Annotated in this window: 21 protein-coding genes; 13 read left to right on the forward strand and 8 right to left on the reverse strand. The window is 61.1% G+C overall.

Features of this window, described 5'->3' with window-relative positions:
• The first annotated feature begins 78 nt into the window (after nucleotides 1-78).
• The 4 genes from A2I95_RS20505 to A2I95_RS20520 all read left to right on the forward strand — a co-directional run bounded on the left by A2I95_RS20505 (nucleotide 79) and on the right by A2I95_RS20520 (nucleotide 3,533).
• Nucleotides 79-1,215: a bifunctional 2-C-methyl-D-erythritol 4-phosphate cytidylyltransferase/2-C-methyl-D-erythritol 2,4-cyclodiphosphate synthase gene (locus A2I95_RS20505; RefSeq protein ID WP_291732758.1), complete on the forward strand. Its 1,137-nt coding sequence runs from the start codon at nucleotides 79-81 to the stop codon at nucleotides 1,213-1,215.
• Nucleotides 1,212-1,718, forward strand: a complete 507-nt coding sequence (locus A2I95_RS20510) for a phosphatidylglycerophosphatase A (RefSeq protein ID WP_291732759.1) — start codon at nucleotides 1,212-1,214, stop codon at nucleotides 1,716-1,718. Before A2I95_RS20505 ends, A2I95_RS20510 begins: the two co-directional genes overlap by 4 nt.
• Before the next feature lie 2 nt (nucleotides 1,719-1,720).
• Nucleotides 1,721-2,212 (forward strand): CinA family protein, encoded by a 492-nt coding sequence (locus A2I95_RS20515; RefSeq protein ID WP_291732761.1) that lies wholly within the window; start codon nucleotides 1,721-1,723, stop codon nucleotides 2,210-2,212.
• A 139-nt stretch (nucleotides 2,213-2,351) separates the two neighbouring features.
• Complete coding sequence (locus A2I95_RS20520; protein WP_291732763.1) at nucleotides 2,352-3,533, forward strand: ammonium transporter; 1,182 nt, start codon at nucleotides 2,352-2,354, stop codon at nucleotides 3,531-3,533.
• Nucleotides 3,534-3,618: 85 nt separating this feature from the next.
• Here the strand turns inward: A2I95_RS20520 and tmpT are convergent, their stop codons facing one another.
• Together tmpT and A2I95_RS20530 are read right to left on the reverse strand one after the other, a co-directional pair.
• Nucleotides 3,619-4,260: a thiopurine S-methyltransferase gene (tmpT, locus tag A2I95_RS20525; protein ID WP_291732764.1), complete on the reverse strand. Its 642-nt coding sequence runs from the start codon at nucleotides 4,258-4,260 to the stop codon at nucleotides 3,619-3,621.
• A 95-nt stretch (nucleotides 4,261-4,355) separates the two neighbouring features.
• Nucleotides 4,356-4,802, reverse strand: coding sequence for a type II toxin-antitoxin system RatA family toxin (locus tag A2I95_RS20530; protein ID WP_291732766.1), 447 nt, complete (start codon nucleotides 4,800-4,802; stop codon nucleotides 4,356-4,358).
• Between the two features lie 74 nt (nucleotides 4,803-4,876).
• Between A2I95_RS20530 and hpt the strand changes: the two genes are divergently transcribed.
• The gene (gene hpt, locus A2I95_RS20535; RefSeq protein WP_291732768.1) at nucleotides 4,877-5,422 is read left to right on the forward strand and encodes a hypoxanthine phosphoribosyltransferase; all 546 of its coding nucleotides are present in this window, start codon (nucleotides 4,877-4,879) and stop codon (nucleotides 5,420-5,422) included.
• A gap of 242 nt (nucleotides 5,423-5,664) precedes the next feature.
• Nucleotides 5,665-5,994 carry a hypothetical protein gene (locus A2I95_RS20540; protein ID WP_291732770.1) on the forward strand — a complete coding sequence of 110 codons (330 nt, stop codon included), beginning with the start codon at nucleotides 5,665-5,667 and terminating at the stop codon, nucleotides 5,992-5,994.
• Nucleotides 5,995-5,997: 3 nt separating this feature from the next.
• On the opposite strand, the gene A2I95_RS20545 is transcribed toward A2I95_RS20540, so the two are convergent.
• Nucleotides 5,998-7,140 (reverse strand): amidohydrolase, encoded by a 1,143-nt coding sequence (locus A2I95_RS20545; protein WP_291732772.1) that lies wholly within the window; start codon nucleotides 7,138-7,140, stop codon nucleotides 5,998-6,000.
• Nucleotides 7,137-8,090, reverse strand: coding sequence for a lipoyl synthase (gene lipA / locus A2I95_RS20550; protein ID WP_291732775.1), 954 nt, complete (start codon nucleotides 8,088-8,090; stop codon nucleotides 7,137-7,139). Before lipA ends, A2I95_RS20545 begins: the two co-directional genes overlap by 4 nt.
• 219 nt (nucleotides 8,091-8,309) lie before the next feature.
• On the opposite strand from lipA, the gene A2I95_RS20555 reads away from it, so the two are divergent.
• The gene (locus A2I95_RS20555; protein WP_291732777.1) at nucleotides 8,310-9,224 is read left to right on the forward strand and encodes a hypothetical protein; all 915 of its coding nucleotides are present in this window, start codon (nucleotides 8,310-8,312) and stop codon (nucleotides 9,222-9,224) included.
• A gap of 186 nt (nucleotides 9,225-9,410) precedes the next feature.
• On the forward strand, nucleotides 9,411-9,959 hold the full coding sequence (locus A2I95_RS20560; RefSeq protein WP_291732779.1) for a peroxiredoxin: 549 nt from the start codon (nucleotides 9,411-9,413) through the stop codon (nucleotides 9,957-9,959).
• A 72-nt stretch (nucleotides 9,960-10,031) separates the two neighbouring features.
• Here the strand turns inward: A2I95_RS20560 and A2I95_RS20565 are convergent, their stop codons facing one another.
• Entirely contained in the window at nucleotides 10,032-11,102 is a 1,071-nt protein-coding gene (locus A2I95_RS20565; protein ID WP_291732780.1) for a DUF6456 domain-containing protein, read from the reverse strand.
• Nucleotides 11,103-11,335: 233 nt separating this feature from the next.
• Between A2I95_RS20565 and A2I95_RS20570 the strand changes: the two genes are divergently transcribed.
• Nucleotides 11,336-11,695, forward strand: a complete 360-nt coding sequence (locus A2I95_RS20570) for a DUF6477 family protein (RefSeq protein ID WP_291732782.1) — start codon at nucleotides 11,336-11,338, stop codon at nucleotides 11,693-11,695.
• Nucleotides 11,696-11,710: 15 nt separating this feature from the next.
• On the opposite strand, the gene A2I95_RS20575 is transcribed toward A2I95_RS20570, so the two are convergent.
• Complete coding sequence (locus A2I95_RS20575; protein WP_291732784.1) at nucleotides 11,711-13,255, reverse strand: trimethylamine methyltransferase family protein; 1,545 nt, start codon at nucleotides 13,253-13,255, stop codon at nucleotides 11,711-11,713.
• Nucleotides 13,256-13,498: 243 nt separating this feature from the next.
• Between A2I95_RS20575 and guaA the strand changes: the two genes are divergently transcribed.
• The 4 genes from guaA (at nucleotide 13,499) to A2I95_RS20595 (ending at nucleotide 17,786) form a co-directional block, all read left to right on the forward strand.
• The gene (guaA, locus tag A2I95_RS20580) at nucleotides 13,499-15,067 is read left to right on the forward strand and encodes a glutamine-hydrolyzing GMP synthase (protein WP_291732786.1); all 1,569 of its coding nucleotides are present in this window, start codon (nucleotides 13,499-13,501) and stop codon (nucleotides 15,065-15,067) included.
• Nucleotides 15,068-15,174: 107 nt separating this feature from the next.
• Entirely contained in the window at nucleotides 15,175-15,714 is a 540-nt protein-coding gene (locus A2I95_RS20585; protein ID WP_291732788.1) for a YdcF family protein, read from the forward strand.
• The gene (locus A2I95_RS20590; protein ID WP_291732790.1) at nucleotides 15,714-16,580 is read left to right on the forward strand and encodes a DMT family transporter; all 867 of its coding nucleotides are present in this window, start codon (nucleotides 15,714-15,716) and stop codon (nucleotides 16,578-16,580) included. The genes A2I95_RS20585 and A2I95_RS20590 overlap by 1 nt, the downstream gene beginning before the upstream one ends.
• A gap of 111 nt (nucleotides 16,581-16,691) precedes the next feature.
• On the forward strand, nucleotides 16,692-17,786 hold the full coding sequence (locus A2I95_RS20595; protein WP_291732793.1) for an OmpP1/FadL family transporter: 1,095 nt from the start codon (nucleotides 16,692-16,694) through the stop codon (nucleotides 17,784-17,786).
• 19 nt (nucleotides 17,787-17,805) lie between these two features.
• On the opposite strand, the gene A2I95_RS20600 is transcribed toward A2I95_RS20595, so the two are convergent.
• Both A2I95_RS20600 and A2I95_RS20605 read right to left on the reverse strand, forming a co-directional pair.
• Nucleotides 17,806-18,468: a hypothetical protein gene (locus tag A2I95_RS20600; protein WP_291732795.1), complete on the reverse strand. Its 663-nt coding sequence runs from the start codon at nucleotides 18,466-18,468 to the stop codon at nucleotides 17,806-17,808.
• Nucleotides 18,469-18,636: 168 nt separating this feature from the next.
• A partial coding sequence (locus A2I95_RS20605; protein WP_291732796.1) for an IS3 family transposase occupies nucleotides 18,637-19,348 on the reverse strand: 712 nt, incomplete at its 5' end.

Below are 19,348 nucleotides of genomic sequence, written 5' to 3' on the forward strand. Positions count from 1 at the left end.
TTAAGCACATTCCGCAGGGTGATTGCCACTTCCTTCGCCACCTCATAAACAATGCGCGACCTATCGGACGAGGACCGCATGACAACAGCCGCCCTGATCGTCGCCGCCGGCCGCGGCACCCGCGCAGGCGGCGGCACACCCAAGCAATGGCGCCCGCTGAAGGGCCGCCGGGTGATCGACTGGACACTGGCGGCCTTTGAAAAGGCCGGCGTGGACATCACCGCGCTTGTCCTCTCCGCTGATGATCAGGAAGCCTGGGAAGAATTCTCCGGCAAGCCCGGCCTGATCCTGGCCGAAGGCGGACCCGAGCGGGCGGCCTCCGTCATGAATGGTTTAAAGGCACTAGAGCCGCATTATGCGGACAAGGTACTCATCCATGATGCCGCCCGCCCCTGCGTCAGCCCCGCCCTGATCCACAACATTATCAACGCCTTGGACGAGACACCTGCCGCAGCTCCTGCACTTGCCGTTACGGATGCTTTGTGGACTGGAACAGACGGCACTGTCACGGGAACTCAGGACCGAAACGGACTGTTTGCGGCGCAAACCCCGCAAGGCTTCCGCTATGACGCCATCCTTGCCGCCCATAGGGCCCATCCTGGCGGCGCAGCGGATGACGTTGAGGTGGCGCGCGCCGCAGGGCTTGACGTTGCAATCATTCCGGGCGAGCCGGACAATATCAAAATCACCCGCCCCGAGGATTTTGCCCGGGCGGACCGCATTCTGGGAGCAGAGATGGATATCAGGCTTGGCAACGGCTACGACGTGCACCGCTTCGGCCCCGGCGACACCGTGACCCTCTGCGGGGTGGAGATCGCGCATGAAAAGACGCTGCAGGGCCACTCCGACGCCGATGTCGGCATGCACGCCGTCACTGACGCAATCTACGGCGCGCTCGCCCGCGGTGACATCGGCCAGCATTTCCCGCCCTCCGACCCGCAGTGGAAAGGGGCCGCCAGCGAGATCTTCCTGCGACACGCCGCCGATCTGGCGCGCGAATTGGGCTTCACCCTGTCCAATGTCGACTGCACCCTGGTCTGCGAATATCCTAAGGTCGGCCCCCACGCCGCCAGGATGCGCGCAGTGATGGCAGAGATCCTGGGCATCGACGCAGACCGCGTTTCGATCAAGGCCACCACCTCCGAACGCCTCGGCTTCACAGGACGCGGCGAAGGCATCGCGGCGATAGCGACCGCCGCGCTGGTGAGGCCATGAAGAGATCGCGTCTGGCCTTCCTGATCGGCACCGTGGGCGGCATCGGCTACCTGCGCCCGGCACCTGGCACCTGGGGTTCGCTTGCGGCCCTTCCCATGGCCTATGCGTTGCATCAGCTGGGCGGGTTTCTCCTGCTGGCGCTGGCGACCGTGATCTGCATGGTGGTGGGTGTCTGGGCAGCGGAAGCCATGACCCGCAACCGCGAGAACATGGACCCGTCGGAATTTGTCCTCGACGAGGTCGCAGGCCAATTCATTGCGCTCTGGGCTGTCTCCTACCCGGCATGGGCGCATGATCTCGAGATCACCGCGCTGTGGCCGGGCTGGATTGCCGCCTTTGTGCTGTTCCGCCTGTTCGACATCTTGAAACCCGGCCCCGTCGGCTGGGCCGACCGGCAGAAGGGCGCAACAGGCGTTATGATGGATGACATAATCGCAGGTATCCTGGCCGCAATTGGCGTCGCCGCGCTGGCTTTCTTGTCACACCGCGTTTTGGGAATGTAAGCATGGACACGGGTGAGCTGATCAAACGCGCGACTGCTGCAGGCATCACCATCGCCACGGCTGAGAGCTGCACCGGCGGTATGATTGCTGCCGCGCTGACCGACATTCCCGGCTCCTCCGCTGTGGTGGACCGGGGCTTTGTCACCTATTCCAACGCCGCCAAGATGCAGATGCTGGGGGTCAGCGCAGATACGTTGAACACCGTGGGCGCCGTCAGCGAGGAAGTCGCCGTGGAGATGGCGGTCGGCGCAGTGCGGAACGCGGGCGTCACCTTGGCTGTTTCTGTCACCGGCATCGCAGGCCCAGGAGGATCGGAGTTCAAACCCGAAGGCCGCGTCTGCTTTGGCCTGGCCCGCACAGGCCGGGCAGCCGAGACTGAAACCGTGGAATTCGGTGCCATCGGCCGCGCAAATGTCCGCGCTGCCACCTGCGACCACGCGCTGGATCTGCTGGCGCAGGCCATTTCCCAAATCGAACGCGAAACGGGCAGCTGACCCGCGGCAGCGCTCAATTTTTCAGCACTCCTGCAAAAGCCCGCATTTTGTGCGCCGTTCCGGCACCCGCCTCTTTTTTCTGCGCGCCGCTTACGCTTTTTCCTGATCCCACCGGCTTTTGAGGGGAAGGAACAGACGGATGAACGGAGCGGACACCGCATGGATCATAGTGGCCACGGCCCTGGTCCTGTTTATGACACTGCCAGGGCTGGCCCTGTTTTACGGCGGACTGGTACGTGCCCGAAATGTGCTCAGCGTCTTCATGCATTGCTACGCCATTGCCTGTTTGATGAGCGTTCTGTGGCTGGCCTTTGGCTACACCATCGCTTTTGGCAGCGGCACCTCCGGCATTTGGGGCGGGCTGGACAAGATGTTCCTCAACGGCGTCACCGCCGACAGCCTGTCCGGCACCCTGCCTGAGGTTCTGTTCTTTGCCTTTCAGATGACATTTGCCATCATCACACCCGCGCTGATCGTCGGCGCCTATGTGGAGCGCGTGGGCTTCGGCTTCGTTCTCGTGTTCTCAGGCCTCTGGATGCTGCTGTGCTATGCGCCAGTGGTGCATTGGATCTGGGGCGGCGGTTTCCTGGCCGATGGCGGCATCTTTGGCGACACCGGGGTCAAGGACTTTGCCGGCGGCATCGTGGTGCATGAGACCGCAGGCCTGGCTGCATTGATCATCGCCTTTTTCCTCGGCCCGCGAAAAAACCGCACCATCCCGCCGCACAATCCCGGCTATGTGATGATCGGCGCCGCGATGCTGTGGGTCGGCTGGTTCGGCTTCAACGGCGGCTCCCAGCTGGCGGCTGACGGCGGCGCGGCAATGGCACTGACCGTGACCCATCTTTCTGCCGCCACGGCTTCGCTCTCCTGGGCGTTTTGGGAAAAGATCAAATACGGCAAAGCCTCCCTCGTCGGGTTGGTGACCGGCACCATTGCGGGCCTTGCATCAATTACCCCTGCCTCCGGCTTCGTCGGCCCGGTGGAAGCACTGATCATCGGCGCTATTGCCGGCGTGCTGTGTCAGGAAATGGTCAACCTGATCCGCAACAAGATGCAGATTGACGACACGCTGGATGTGTTTGCCGTGCACGGCGTCGGCGGCATCTTCGGCACAATCATGATTGCTGTCTTCGGCGCCGGGGCCTGGGCCGCACAGCTGGGTGCGCTGGTGATCGTCGGCATCTTCACCATGGTTGTGACCATCGTTCTGGTCAAAATCTCCGCTTTGATCACATCCCTGCGCGTGGATCTTGAAAGCGAGACCAACGGCCTCGATCTTTCTGTACATGGCGAGCGTGCGTATGACATGAACAGCTGACCCCGGCTATTACGTATGCCGCCACTCACGGCAGACGGTGCAATTTCCGCACCGGGCGGGTCCCTTCGGGGACCCGTCTTGCGTTCTAAGCCAGCGGTTTCAGCAGCCAGGCCTGCTCCAGCGCATTGCAGCGCTCACCGATCCGGCCGTCTGCCGCGCGTTCCTCGACAAGCGTGATTGAATGGGTTTCCTGATACAATGCCTGCACGGTTTCACCTGGCACCGAAAACGGCGGTCCCTGCATCAAAGACTGATCATAGTCAAACCCGACCAGAAATTGTTGTACCGGGCCTGCAATCCTGTTGATGTGCGCAGCATAGGCCCCGCGATCTTCAGGCTTGACCGCGACCAATGCCGCCCGGTCGTAAACCACATCCACCTGGCCAATATGCCCTGAAGTCAGCGCAAAGAAATCACCGGCAAAAAGGGTCAGCGCACCCGCGTGGAACCGAGTAATGCCTTCTTCCCGGGTCACTTGTGGCGCCAGCCCTTGCCGGTCAAAGACCTCCTCAACTGCGCCCTGATTGAATTCAATCCCGGACACCCGCAGCCCTTGGGCGCACAGCCAGTCCAGATCCAGCGCCTTACCGCAAAGCGGCACGAAAACCGACTGGCCGGCGTGCAAACCCAGCTTCGCAAAATGCCGCGTCAGCAGGGTGTTGGGCGTGTCTTCGTGAAAGCCGATCCGGTTCTCGCGCCAGCGCGCCTGCCAAAAATCCTGTTCCATCCCGCCGAAACCCTTCCTGATTGATCTTGAGACCAGCCTCGATACAACTTCAAGTGCACCTCAAGTCAAACCAGAAATTCCGGCCAAAGCCTGTGTCAGGTGTAAAGCTCCGCCGCCCGGCGTTCAAAAGCGCGCACGATACGCTGCATCGCCTCGTTGAAAACCACGCCGATGATGCCCTGCAGCACCGCGTTCTTGAATTCGAAATCGACAAAGAACGACACATCGCAAGATCCGTCCTCGCGCGGGGCAAAGGCCCAGTGGGATTTCATATAGCGGAACGGTCCGTCCAGATATTCGGTGTCGATCTTGCGCGCGCCCGGATACAGCGTCACCCGGCTGCCAAAGCGTTCCCGAAACACTTTGAAGGAGATCACCAAATCCGCTTCCATCACCTCAGCCTCGCCCATCGGTGCGCGACTGCGGATGCGGGCTGCGGCACACCAGGGCAAGAATTTCGGGTACTGCGCGACGTCGGCCACCAGATTGTACATCTGCTGCGCCGAATAGGGCATCTGGCGGGTTTCCGAGTGTGTGGGCATCGGCCTGCTGATTTTCTGCTACAATTGTGCCGCGTCATGTCCTATGAACGCGCGGGAAATTCAAGGGGGCAGCCATGTCACAGCGTCCATATGTCATTGATGTGATGATCTCGGCCAAGGCCATTGCAGCACGCATCGAGGAGCTTTGCGGGGAAATCCAGGCCGAATTCGGTGAAACCGACAAGCTGGTCGTGGTTGGCCTGTTGCGCGGCAGTTTTGTGTTCATCGCCGATCTGGTGCGCGAGCTGGACCTGCCGATCGAGGTCGATTTCCTGGAGGCATCCTCTTACGGAGACGCAATGGAAAGCAGTCGGGAAGTACGCATTCTCAAAGACTTGCGCGGCGCTATTGAAGGGCGCGACGTGCTGGTGGTCGAGGATATTGTCGATACCGGCCACACGCTGAACCATGTCACCCATCTGCTGCAAAGCCGGAATCCGGCGCGGCTGAAATCAATTGCACTGCTGGACAAACCATCACGTCGCGAGGTGGATTTCCGCTCGGATTGGGTGGGTTTTGAAATCCCGGACGAATTCGTCGTCGGCTATGGCATCGATTATGCGCAACGCAACCGGAACCTGCCGCATATAGGCAAGGTTCGGTTCACAGACGAGGGCTGATCCGCTTCCGACCTGCCGCACCCTAAGAGTTTTGCATTCCTGCGGCCCGCATGCTCAATGCGCACGCTTATGCAGCAAAGCCACAATCCGCAGAAAAACGCACCCGGCCAAAGTGCGCAAGGAAACCGGCGCCGGACCGCCGGTTTCCACCCGCCGCCGGCGCTTTCCAGCGCAGCGGATTTGCCTTTTCTGACAGCCTTGATCATCTGTGAACCCAAAGCAGTGATCACAGGAAATCCGCAATGCAAAAGACCGCGATAGTGGCCGCAATTGCAGCAGCAAACCTCGCCCTTGCCCCCGCCGCGACCCTTGCCGGACCGAAAAAACAGGCGCCGGGCCATAACAACAGTGCCGCCCATCATGCGCCCGGCCAAGTGAAAAAACGTCAGGCAAGGCAAGGCCATATCCAGGGCGGCGACTGGATTTATGTCAAGGACTACGATCGCTGGGGCCTGAAGCCGCCGCGCGACGGTCACCGGTACGTGCGTCAGAACGGCCAGATCTATGAGGTCGTGAAAGACACCCTGGCCATTATCGGCGCAGTTGCCGTTGTCGACGCGCTGCTGAAGTAACGCTCAGCCCAGCAGGTTTCTGACCGCCTGCAGGAAAATCCCGGCCCCCGCCGGGATCGCCGCATCCGGGAAATCGTAATCCGGGTTGTGCAGCTGCGGCTGATCCGTGCCGGAGCCGAGCCAGAACATCGCGGCCTTCGCCTGTTTGGCGAACTGGCCGACATCTTCGGACCAGCGCTGGGGCATGTCCTGCATCTGTGCCGGACACCCCGCCGCCGCGGCAGCCGCACGCAGAACGGCGACCGCTTCAGGATGGTTGGTGCAGGCGTCAAAGATGTCATCAAATTCGATTGAAAATGTCAGCCCTTCGGCAGCGCAGACCTGTTCCACATGCGCCGTTGCGGTAGCAATCAACCGCTCCATGCGGGCATCGGTGACGGTGCGCAGCGTGGCCCAAACCTCGCCATAGCCGGGCGCAATGCCAAAAGCGGCCTCGCCCAACCGGGCGTGGGTCAGGGTGACCAGGGCAAATTCCGGCCCCAAATCGCCGCCGCTGCCCAATGCAACAAGGCCCGGCAGCAGTTGGGCGATGGCACCGGCCGGCGACACCCCGTCCTGTGGTGCGGCGGCGTGGGAGGTTTTGCCGGTGAGCCGGATGCGCATTCCGCGCGATGCGCAGTTGGCGGGACCGGCACAGAGCGCTACCTGCCCCACCCGCAGACCCGGCAGGTTGTGCAGCGAGAAGGCATAGTCAGTTGCAATCTGAGCGAAAGCCGGGTCGGCAATCACCGCCGCGGCGCCCTTGCCGGTTTCCTCGGCGGGCTGGAACAGCAGCACGGCGCGGCCCCGTGCGGGGCGCTGTTCTGCCAGGTCCTCTGCCAGTGCGGCAACCATCGTCATATGACCGTCATGACCGCAGAGATGGCCGCGGCCCTGATGGGTGGAGCAGTAAGGCTGATCCGAAAGCTCCTCGATCGGCAGCCCGTCCAGCTCGCAGCGGATCAGGACGGCGGGGCCGTCTGCCCTGCCATTGTAGACCGCGGCAATTCCGTGGCCGCCCAGCCCGGTCAGCAGCTGATCCGGTTCAAAATGGCGCAGGTAATCCGCCACCATGGCGGCGGTCTTTTCCTCAGCCCCCGACACTTCGGGGATCTGATGCAGTGCATGGCGCAGCCGGGTGAGCCGCGCCAGACGCTCGGGCGTCATGCAAGCCCCAGCTTTTTGTTGCGCGCCTCTCGCAGACGGGCAAAATCGTCGCCAGCGTGATAAGAAGACCGCGTCAGCGGCGTCGCCGAAACCATCAGGAACCCCTTGCCATAGGCGGCTTTCTCATAGGTCTTGAATTCATCCGGCGTCACGAAACGGTCCACCGCATGGTGTTTCGGCGTCGGCTGCAGATACTGGCCGATGGTCAGGAAATCGATGTCAGCAGCGCGCATGTCGTCCATCACCTGTTTCACCGCCTGTGCATCCTCGCCCAGGCCGACCATGATGCCGGACTTGGTGAACATCGACGGGTCCAGTTCCTTGACCCGCTGAAGCAGACGCAGGGAGTGGAAGTAGCGCGCACCGGCGCGGACTTCGGGATACAGGCCCGGCACGGTTTCCAGATTGTGGTTGAACACGTCGGGACGCGCCTCGACCACAGTCTCCAGCACCGAGGGGTCGCACTTCAGGAAATCCGGCGTCAGGATTTCAATTGTCGTCTTCGGGCTGCGGTGGCGCACCGCCCGGATGGTCTGGGCAAAATGCTCTGCCCCGCCGTCCTCGATATCGTCGCGATCGACCGAAGTGATCACCACGTGGTTCAGGCCCAGTTTCTGCACCGCATCCGCCACGCGTCCCGGTTCAAACACATCCAGTGCTTCCGGCGGTTTGCCAGTGGCGATGTTGCAGAAGGAACAGGCGCGGGTGCAAACCTCGCCCATGATCATCATGGTGGCGTGGCCCTGGCTCCAGCATTCACCGACGTTGGGGCAGCCCGCTTCCTCGCAGACCGTGGTCAGCTTATTGTCGCGCATGATCTTATGCGTTTCAGCATAGCCTTTGCCGCCCGGCGCCTTGACCCGGATCCAGCTTGGCTTTTTTGGCTGAGCGTTGTCGGGACGATGCGCCTTTTCGGGGTGGCGCTGTTCCGGGATCTTTAGGTCTCTCACGTGGGTTTCCCTTCCGGCCTCTGGCTTCAACGCGGGTTTAACATAGCTGATCCGGCTTGGCACGGTCATATCTTCAACCCTGCCTTGCTGCCTCGTCATGGCTCAAAGACGGGTGAAACACTGGCACCCATGCCGTTTTCTTTTGCCAAAGCGCCGCCCAGGCACACATAGTTTAGCTGTGCAAAGGAAATGCGCCGTTAAAAGTTCAGGGAGGGCCCCATGGCCAAGGAGCTGGAAAAGTTCAAAGCAGAGCACAAAAAACTGGCTGCAGGCACCAAGACATACACCACCGCTGAGGGCGATAAGCTCAAAAAACGGATTGGTATTTCTTTGGGCAACGCCTGGGAAGGCGAAGATTACTTCCGCGAAAGCCTGGCCAAGGCGCGCAAGGACGGGGTCGAGTCCAAGAAGATGGCGGACCTGCAAAAGAACAAGAACTTCAAGGACGGGCTGACCACCTGGAACAAGGCGGTGGATATCCATCAGGAAGAGTTGGATGCGATGCTGGGTTTTTGCAGTGAGGCAAAGGCGCATCTGACCAAGTTGGACAAGCTGCTGGCCGACATCACCAAGGATTTGAAAAAGCGGTCCAAGACGTCAGACTCGAAAAAAGACATCGAGGCGCTGCAGGGCGTGCTGACCAAGGAAGCTGCCGAAGTGAAGAAAGCGGTGCAGTATGAGGGCAAGCTGAACGCGGCGCAGAAATTCTATGCTGCCAGCTTCCAGAAAAACGTGACCAAGATCCTGAAGGAAAGCGATGACTCTCAGGACAAAAAGCTGGATGCAACCGAGTTGCCGCAGCTGCTGGTGGACCGGAACCTGAAGAAATACACCAATCGGGTCGGGGCGCTGGTGAAAGCGATCAACGCGCATTGCGTGTCGGCAATCGACAAGGCAGGGCAAGACCTGAAGGCCGCGGCGCCGGATCTGAAGGCGGCGGCGGCGAAGTTCAAGGATCTGAAGAAAATCAACGACCAGTACCAAACGGTGAAAAAGAAGTTCCCCGGCATAATCAACGACTCAAAGGATAAGAAGAAGCTTCTGGCCACATTGAAGAAGTTCAATGACCTTACAACGGCGGCCGAGCGTAAGCTGCGCGGCACCACAGTGACAATTAAGAAGGCGGCGGCCTGACCGGCAGCCCCTCTCCTGATGGCAGCAAAACCCGCGCCCGGCGTGCCGCCTTTTGGCGTCCGGGCGGCGCATCTGCGGCGTCTTGTCCGGAACCTTCACATCTTGCTCACGGACTTGTTGATACCGGCTTAGAATCGTTTTAAGCCTGCCCGCCGAACGAACACCCACCTTCAGGAGCATTCCGAAATGAAAGCTGGCGTTAAGCTGCCCGACGTGACCTTCCACACCCGCGTCCGTGACGAAGCGGTCGAAGGCCCGAACCCCTTCCGCTGGGAAGACAAAACCACCGCGGATTACTTTGCAGGCAAGCGCGTTGTGCTGTTCTCGCTGCCCGGCGCCTTTACCCCGACCTGCTCGACCTACCAGCTGCCGGGTTTTGAAAACGGCTTTGCCGACTTCCAGGCCGAAGGCATCGACGCGATCTACTGCATGTCGGTGAACGACAGCTTTGTGATGAACAAATGGGCCGAAGCGCAGAACCTGGCAAACGTGGACGTGATCCCGGACGGCTCTGGCGAATTCACCCGCAAGATGGGCATGCTGGTCGCCAAGGACAACCTGGGCTTCGGCAACCGCTCCTGGCGTTATGCCGCCATCATCAACAACGGTGTTGTTGAAGCATGGTTCGAAGAGCCGGGCCTGTCCGACAACCACGGCGATGACCCCTATGGCGTGTCTTCGCCCGAAACCGTGCTGAAGCACCTGAAAGACGCCAAGGCAGAAGTCGCCGCCTAAGGCGTTGCCAATTCAGGCAGTTTAACGGGTCCGCCACATGCGGGCCCGTTTTCGTTTGCCGGGTCTGCGCGGTCAGCCGATCAGCTCAGCCTCCTGCGCACTGGTCTCGCCGTAGTAATCTGCCAAATGCTGCAGAGCGATACGCAGCACCACCTTGCCCGACCGGGCTGGCCATCCCAGATTGCGCTCTGCTGTTTCCAGCCCTTCCAGATGGCAGCAGCAGCGCAGAGCGATGTCGCTCAGCCCCATGCCCAACGTCTGCAGCGCCTCTGTCATGCGCTTGCGCGCCGCAGCCCCGGCTTCCTGGCTGCTGCTGCGCAGCGCTTGGCTGCCTTTGGTAAAATACAGCTTCTCCTGCATCAGGTGGCTGCTGATCTGGGCCAGCTCGAAATCCTCCCGCAGGCGTTTGCCGGCGCTGATCATGCCTGGGGTCAAGAAGGAATTGCCGTCCTTGTCCGACAGCCGGGCCAGCATCTCCAGCGGCGTTTCCGAACCGCTGTAGCGCGGCTTGCGGCCATAGCTGGATTTGTCGTTGTCCTCGGGTGCCAGAAACGGCGTCTGGGCTTCGGCAAAGCCGCCCTCCAGACGCGCTCGCGCCCGGTTTTCCTGATCTGCAATGATCCGGTTCAAGGCATTGCGACCTGCTGGTGTGATGGCGTACCGGCTGATCCGGCCCCGGCGGGCACAGGAAATCCAGCCGGTCAAAGCCAAAGCACCGGCGAGCGGGCGGGAGACGGCCACTTTCTGCCCGTCTGACTCTGCGCCTTCGCGCACGACAACGGCCATTTCCATGCCCTCGGCCGCAGCCAGAACCGCACCGCCGCGGCTGAGCAGGGTCAGGACACTGGCTGCCTCCTGTTCAAACCCCGCTGTCAATCCGCGCCCGGCCGGTTTGGCCGGGCCAGTGCCGGATTTGCCGGGGGCTGCCTGGTAACGCCCGGCAAGGTAAGTCAGAACTTCGTCGATCAGCGGATCATCCCGCAATGTCTCTACCCGCCTGACCTGCCGCAGGATGGTGGAAGGATGGCACCCCGCCTTGCGGGCCAATTGCCGGATCGGGCGGCCCGCCTCTGTGTGCTGAAGGTAACGGCATGTCTCAAGCGGCACCCAGCCAGGCAGGGACGCGTGCGGTATGTTTTGCATATATCAAGCCCCGGTCGTCAGCCAGGCCAGCCTGTCAGCCGCACTTAACAGCGCCTGAGGCTTTTCCACGTACGCCTGACTGTAGTTGAACAAATGCGCGGATCAGGCCCCATTGTTTCCAGAAAAAACATAATCATCACAAAACGTACCGTTCGCCGGTAGCCCCATCTCCGCAACACTACAATAGGTTGTGATATAGCAGGTCCGGTACTCAGATTTGAAAGGAGAGGACCATGCAGGACGTATTCACCCGGCTTACGTTGCTCCGGCGCCCGCGGATCCTGGCACGGGCTGCCCGGTTGGGGGCGCAAAACTATTGCCGCCAGCGGGATCTGCGCCGGATCCTGGGGTATGGAGCTCTGCCCAAGCCAGCTGCTGCCGTGATGCGGCTTCTGGAAATGGAAAGCGCGCAGGACAGCGCGCGCAAGGCAGGTGAAGCGGGATATTCGCTGATCCGGCATGTGGATGTGCTGATTGCACTGGCGGGCGAAGCCGCCTTTCTGCGCAATACAGCCGCCCGGCCGAAACCAGAAACGGCGGCCCATCAGGACCGCCGTTCTGCTGCGGCAGAGGCGACTGCCCCCTGCCCCTAAGCTATAGCTGCGCGGTTACATGAACGCGTCGGGCATCGAGGCTTTCTTTTCAGCCACATACTCGTCCAGCGCCATCTTGATGGCCGGGTCCAGTGCCGGCTGCTCGTAAGTGGCCAGCAGCTTCTCGACGCGGTTGGTCGCCAGCGCATAAGTGTCGCGCGCGCCTTCCTCTTCCCAGGTCTCGAACGGCTTGTAGTCGAGCAGATCGGACTTCCAGAAGGCCGATTTGAAGTTCTCCTGAGTGTGGGCGCACCCCAAGTAGTGGCCGCCGGGGCCAACCTCGCGGATGGCACCCATCGCCTGGGCGTTCTCGTCCATCGAGACACCCTTGGCCAGACCGTGCAAAACGCCCAGCTGATCGGCATCCATCACGAACTTCTCAAAGTCGGCGACCAGGCCGCCTTCGAGCCAGCCGCAGGAGTGCAACTGGAAGTTCACACCCGACAGAAGACCCATGTTGAGCGAGTTGGCGGTCTCATAGGCCGCCTGCGCGTCGGGCAGTTTGGAGCCGCAAAAAGAACCGGCCGACCGGTACGGCAGGTTCATCCGGCGGGCCAGCTGGCCTGCGCCATAGGTGATGTGGGACGCTTCCGGGGTGCCAAAGGTCGGCGCGCCCGAGTTCATGTCGATCGAAGTCACCATGGCGCCGAAGATCACCGGCGCGCCTGCGCGGCACAGCTGGCTGTAGGCGACACCGGCCAGAACCTCGGCCAGAACCTGCGTGAGGGTGCCCGCGACCGACACCGGCGCCATGGCGCCGCCAACGATGAAGGGCGAGATGATGCAGGCCTGCATGTTCTTAGCGTAGACTTCCAGCGAGCCCATCATCACATCGTCGAAAGTCATCGGCGAGTTGATGTTGGTGAGCGAGGTCATCACGGTGTTGTTCTGGACGAACTCCTTGCCGAACAGAATGCCGGCCATGTCGACCGAGTCCTGCGCGCGGCTGGGTTCGGTGACCGAGCCCATGAACGGCTTATCGCTGAGGGTCATGTGGGCCATCAGCATGTCCAGGTGGCGCTTGTTCACCGGGATGTCGGTCGGCTCGCAGACGGTGCCGCCGGAGTGGTGCAGCCACTTGGACATATAGGCGAGCTTCACGAATTTGCTGAAGTCGTCCATGGTTGCATAGCGGCGGCCGCCATTGGCGTCGCGCACAAACGGCGGGCCGTAAACCGGCGCCAGCACCATGTTGCGGCCGCCGATGACCACGGATTTCTCCGGGTTGCGGGCGTGCTGGGTGAACTCGGACGGAGCGGTTTCACACAGCTTGCGGGCCAGGCCGCGGGGAATGCGCACGCGCTCGCCCTGCACATCCGCGCCCGCTTCGCGCCAGCGCTCCAGCGCCGCCGGGTTGTCAACGAAGTTGACGCCGACCTCTTCCAGGATCGTGTCGGCGTTGTATTCGATGATCTCCAGCGCTTCTTCGTTCAGGATCTCGAAGTTCGGAATATTGCGCTCGATGTACTTCGCGGTCTCGATCTTGACGCTGGTGCGTTCGGCGCGGCGGGCGGCGCCGCCGCCACCCCGTGCGCGACGGCGCGGTGCTGCTTCTGTCATGGTTTATCCTCACCACAGGCATTTCATTGCGATGGGTATTATAGCCACCTCACACCACGCCGCCGCAGGATTACGGCCATTCAAGTTGAAAAGCGACATTAGCGGGGCATTTTGCACCGCAGCCGTGGACTTTGGCATACCTTTGGCAGGTTCAGGGCCGGTCTGCCGTGAAAATCAGGACTGCGGGCAGGCGCAAGCCCAAACCCTCTTGCGGAAATCCTGTTCCTGGCCTATGGCGCGTGCATGACAGAGACATCCCATGACCGCCTTCTCATCATCGACTTTGGCAGCCAGGTCACGCAGCTGATTGCACGCCGCCTGCGCGAGCTGAACGTCTATTGCGAAATCCACCCCTATCAGAATGTCACCATGGAGTTTGTGCGCGATCTGGCGCCCAAGGCGGTGATCTTCTCGGGCGGGCCGGACAGTGTGACCCGCGAGGGCTCTCCGCGCGCGCCGCAGGAGATTTTCGACTATGGCGTGCCGATCCTGGGCATCTGCTATGGCCAGCAGGTGATGATGCACCAGCTGGGCGGCACGGTTGAGAGCGGCCATGGCACCGCCGAATTCGGCCGCGCCTTTGTGACTCCTACCGTGGACACACCGCCGCTGCTGGAAGGCTGGTTTGCCAATGATGCGGACCGCGAGCAGGTCTGGATGTCGCACGGCGACCACGTGAGCAAGATCGCCCCGGGCTTCGAAGTCTACGGCACCTCCCCCAACGCGCCTTTTGCCATCACCGCAGATGTCTCCCGAAATTTCTATGCGGTTCAGTTCCACCCGGAAGTGCATCACACGCCGAACGGCGCCAAGCTGTATGAGAACTTCGTGCGTCTGGCCGGTTTCAGCGGCGACTGGACCATGGGTGCCTACCGCGAACAGATGATCGAAAAGATCCGCGAGCAGGTCGGCGACAAGCAGGTGATTTGCGGATTGTCCGGCGGCGTGGATTCGTCCGTGGCTGCGATCCTGATCCACGAGGCGATCGGCGACCAGCTGACCTGCGTGTTCGTGGACCACGGGCTGCTGCGCAAGAACGAGGCGGAAGAAGTCGTCGCGATGTTCCGCGACAACTACAATATCCAGCTGATCCACGCGGACGAGCAGGAACTGTTCCTGGGCGAGCTGGACGGGCAAAGCGACCCGGAAACCAAACGCAAGATCATCGGCAAGCTGTTCATCGACGTGTTCCAGAAACACGCCAACACCATCGAAGGCGCCGAGTTCCTGGCACAGGGCACCCTGTACCCGGATGTGATTGAATCGGTCTCCTTCTCGGGCGGTCCTTCGGTCACCATCAAATCGCACCACAATGTGGGCGGCCTGCCGGAGAAGATGGGGCTGAAACTGGTCGAGCCGCTGCGCGAGCTGTTCAAGGACGAGGTCCGCGCTTTGGGCCGCGAACTGGGCCTGCCCGCAAGCTTCATCGGCCGCCATCCGTTCCCCGGACCGGGCCTGGCGATCCGCTGCCCCGGCGAGATCACCCGCGAAAAGCTGGAGATCCTGCGCGAGGCCGATGCCGTTTATATTGACCAGATCCGCAAGCATGGCCTGTATGATGATATCTGGCAGGCTTTTGTGGCGATCCTGCCGGTCCGCACTGTCGGAGTGATGGGCGACGGACGCACCTATGATTTTGCCTGTGCGCTGCGCGCGGTGACCTCGGTCGATGGCATGACGGCAGATTACTATCCGTTCAGCCATGAATTCCTGGGTGAGACCGCCACGCGGATCATCAACGAGGTCAAAGGCATCAACCGCTGCACCTATGACATCACCTCGAAGCCTCCGGGCACCATCGAGTGGGAATAATCCGGCGGATCAAAAAATTGGCCCAGTGGTTTGCTGCCGCTGGGCTTTTTACTTTTCTGGCGGTGCTTTGCTGGACTTTTCTATGGCCGGACAATGATCCAGCGGAATTGCCAGCGGCGCATGCGATCATCTGTCTGGGCGGCGGCATGTCCGTTGACGGCACCCTGCACGCCCCGACGCGCAAGCGGGTTGAGGCCTGCGCCCGGTTTTACCATGCAGGGCTGGCGCCGGTTGTGGTGTTCACCGGCGGGCGCGCGGTTCCGGACGGGCCTTCAGCGGGCGCGCAAATGGCACGGCTGGCGCAACAGTTCGATGTGCCGCCGGACGCCATCCTGATCGAGCACGAGTCGCAGTCGACCCTGCAGAACGCACTGTTCACTGTGCCGCTGCTGCCCGCATCCGAAAACCTGATCCTGGTAACCGAAGCCTTTCACCTGCCTCGGTCCTGGGCGTCCTTCCGCTGGGCCGGAGCGCACGGGCTGCACCTTGCTGCATCTGAGGATGTGCGCAGGGATCAGGAAACCGGCTGGCCCAGTATCAGTATTCTCTTGCGGGAATCTGCTGCGGTCTGGTTCAACCTGTTCAGGGCTGCCGCCTGGAGCGCGGCCTCCACAGTGGATTTGCAAAATGACGATTGGCTGCACTGATGACTGACACCGCCAAGGCCGCCCTTTGGATGATCGGCGCCATTGTCTCTTTCTCCGCCATGGCGATTGCCGGGCGTGAAGCCGGCTTGACGCTGGATACCTTCGAGATCATGGCCTATCGCAGCCTGGTCGGGGTCATCATTGTCGTAAGCCTGCTGACGGTAACGGGCAGCTGGCATCAGATCAGCAGCGCCCGGCTGAGTGTCCATGCGGTGCGCAACCTCTTCCATTTCACCGGTCAGAACCTCTGGTTTCTGGCGGTGACGCTGGTGCCGCTGGCGCAGGTTTTTGCCTTGGAATTCACCTCGCCCCTGTGGGTGATCATCCTGTCGCCGTTCTTACTGGGTGAAGCCCTCAGCCGGCGCCGCATGCTTGCCGCAGGCATCGGCTTTGCCGGCATCCTGATTGTCGCCCGCCCCAGTCCGGAAACGCTGAACCTTGGCATCATGGCCGCTGCCAGCTGCGCCATCTTCTTTGCTCTTACTGCTATCCTGACCAAGCGGCTGACCCGGAACGAAAAAACGGCTTCGATCCTGTTCTGGCTCACCTCCATGCAGCTGGCGATGGGTCTGCTGGCGGCAGGCTGGGACGGCGACATGGCCGTGCCGGACGCCACCACCCTGCCCTGGCTTGTGCTGATCGGCATTGCCGGGCTGACGGCGCATTTCTGCCTGACGACGGCGCTGTCTTTGGCGCCGGCCAGCGTTGTGGTGCCGGTGGATTTTGCCCGCCTTCCTGCCATCGCGATCCTTGGCATGGTGATCTATGGCGAAGCGCTGGATGCCTGGGTGCTGAGCGGCGCCGCGGTCATCTGTATTGCGAATTATCTCAACATTGTTGCCAAGAAACCCGCGAAACCCGCTTAAGATTGATTGTTTCCGGCAGGTTTCCGTGCCGTTAGCATTGATTTGACGAATTCCTGCTGGTTACGGTTCTGTGACAAGAAGCCGGAAAGGCTTTCGTACAGGGAGGAACAAATGAAGAAGATCCACGCTGCGCCCTTGGCGCTGGCGCTGCTGCCGGGTGTTGCCATGGCTGGCGGTGTTGACCGCTCCGGCCAAACTCTTGGTGCATTGTTTGAAGAGGGCACCTACGCCGAGTTCTCGATCGGCCATGTGAGCCCGGATGTCTCGGGCACAGCGATTGGCGCAAATTCAGGCGACATGGTCGGCTCGCACCTGCAGCTCGGCGCGGCCTACAAACGCGACATCAATGACAAGCTGAGTTTTGCGCTGATTTTCGATCAGCCCTTTGGCGCCGATGTGGAGTATCCCGCCGGCACCGGCTATGTCTTTCAAGGCGCGACTGCCGAACTTAACTCCAACGCGATAACCGGTGTGCTGCGCTATAAGTTCAACCAGAACTTCAGCGCCTACGGCGGCGTGCGGCTGCAGACAATGGAGGCCGAAGTCTCAATCCCTGTGTTCGGCGGCTATGCAGCAAGCGGCGACCGCGATGAGAGCTTTGGCTATCTGGTGGGTGTTGCCTATGAGCGCCCGGACATCGCACTGCGGATTGCACTGACATATTTCTCGGAAATCGACCACGACGTCAGCACAACGGAAACCGGAGGCGGCCTGCCGGGGCCGTTCACCTCGACAACTGCCATCAACACACCGCAGGCAGTAAACCTGGATTTCCAGACCGGCATTGCCAAGGACACGCTGCTGTTCGGCGGCGTGCGCTGGGTGGAATGGTCCAAGTTCAACATTTCGCCCTCCTTCTATACCGGAACGCTGATCCGTCGGCCGCTGGTGTCCTTTGCAGATGACCGCTACACCTACACTCTGGGTGTGGGCCGCAAGTTTAACGAAAACTGGTCAGGCTCGGTTTCGGTCAGCTATGAGGAAACGCTGGGCGGCTTCCAGTCCAACCTCAGCCCGCAGGACGGCCGTCTGGGCCTGACCATCGGCGCCAAATACAAGCAGGGCAACATGAGCATCTCCGGCGGTGTGAACATCACCCGCGTCGGCAGCGCCCAAACCGTGGTCAGCCAGGCGCCTTTTGCCACGTCGCAATTCGGCGACAACACTTCGGTCGGCGTGGGCTTCAAGGTCGGTTATCACTTCTGATCCTGCCGCAGTTCCGGTTTCAGCCCCGCCCCTTTTCCGTGAAGCATTCCGGGTTTTGGGACACGAAGAGGCCCCGGCGATTTTTTTCGCCGGGGCCTCTTGAATTATGACCCCAATTTCTGCGCATGTTTTCCCCAATGCCGGAGCAGCGCTGCCTCGTCTCGAACGTCTTCCAGAGTGGTGTTCCATGGAACAGCCACGGGCGGTACAGGATTCGCCTGGGATCCGGCGCGTCCTGTGTTTTCTTCGGATTGCGAACAGGATCGGCTCCCAATCGTTGCGCCGGCGTTCTTTGAACGGGCGCAATTTCCCTGATCTTTGGCCGGGGAAGCGTTTCGCTCGTTCCCGGGATGCGGATGGAGGTCAAACCAGTCTTTACAGATGCTGTGTCCGGCTTGGTTGCAGTATTGCCCGTGTATTGCCTGGTTTCATACCGGTTGCAGTGAATGCGGAATATGTTCAGCAGTGCGGCTGACACGGCAGGATTGTATGAGGCGCCATTGATGTATTTCGCGCCAGTTCTTGCCGGCCGGCCGCCTGCGCGATCGGCAGGGCTCAATCGGAACCGCAGGGCATTCATGAGCGCGGAGACCGGTTGGACCGTCGCTCGCGGGATCCTGCGCCCCAACGCTTCACGCAGTTCCTGATCAGTTGGCTCTTGGTTAAATGCCAGGCGCTTCATTGGTTGCCTGTACTTACTGCGCAGAACAGGAAAACCGGTAACCTTTTCTGTTTCACCCTGGATCTGAGCAGGTGATCTCACCCAGACCTGAGGACACTGCGATGAGATGAAATTGGGAAGGGGCCGGGATTGGACCTGTCACGGTTTGATGCCGCTCCAATTTCTCACTTAAGCGGCTTTTCTTTCGTAGGCCAAAGGGCTTTCCCATCCCAATGCTGAATGCCGTCGGCGCGGATTGCAGAAGCCGTTTATGTATTCGAAGATGGCCATCCCGGCGTCCCTGCGCGTTTCCCAGGATCGCTGCCAGAGCAGCTCCGCCTTGAGGGTCTTGAAGAAGGTTTCGACCGCCGCGTTATCGTAGCAATTTCCAGTCCCGCTCATCGGCACCTTGAACCCATGCCGGCGCAGGATCTTTTGGTAGTCGTGCGAACAGTATTGGCTGCCGCGATCCGTGTGATGGATGCAGCCCTTCGACGGCCCGCGCAAAGCAATCGCCATGTTCAACGCCCGGATCGCCAGGCCGCGCTTCCTTCGGTTGCTGACAGCCCAACCGATAACCCGCCTGGAATGCAGGTCCAGGATGACAGCCAGATACAGCCATCCCTCTTGTGTCCGGACGCAGCCGGTACCGCCCGCCCGTTTCTGGTTCGGGAGGTCAGCACAGAAGTCCCGGTTCAAAAGATTCGGCGCGATGTTGAAGCTGTGATTGCTGCCGGCCGTGGCTTTGAACTTCCTGTTTCTTTTCACCGCAATGCGGTTCTCACGCATCAGGCGGCCAGCACGGCGGTGCCCGATATCAAAGCCAAGCTCCTTCAGTTCTTCGGTCATGCGGGGTCTGCCATCGCTGCCCAGGGACAGGCGGAACTGCTCACGGATGCGG

Source organism: Leisingera sp. F5 (assembly GCF_001593695.1).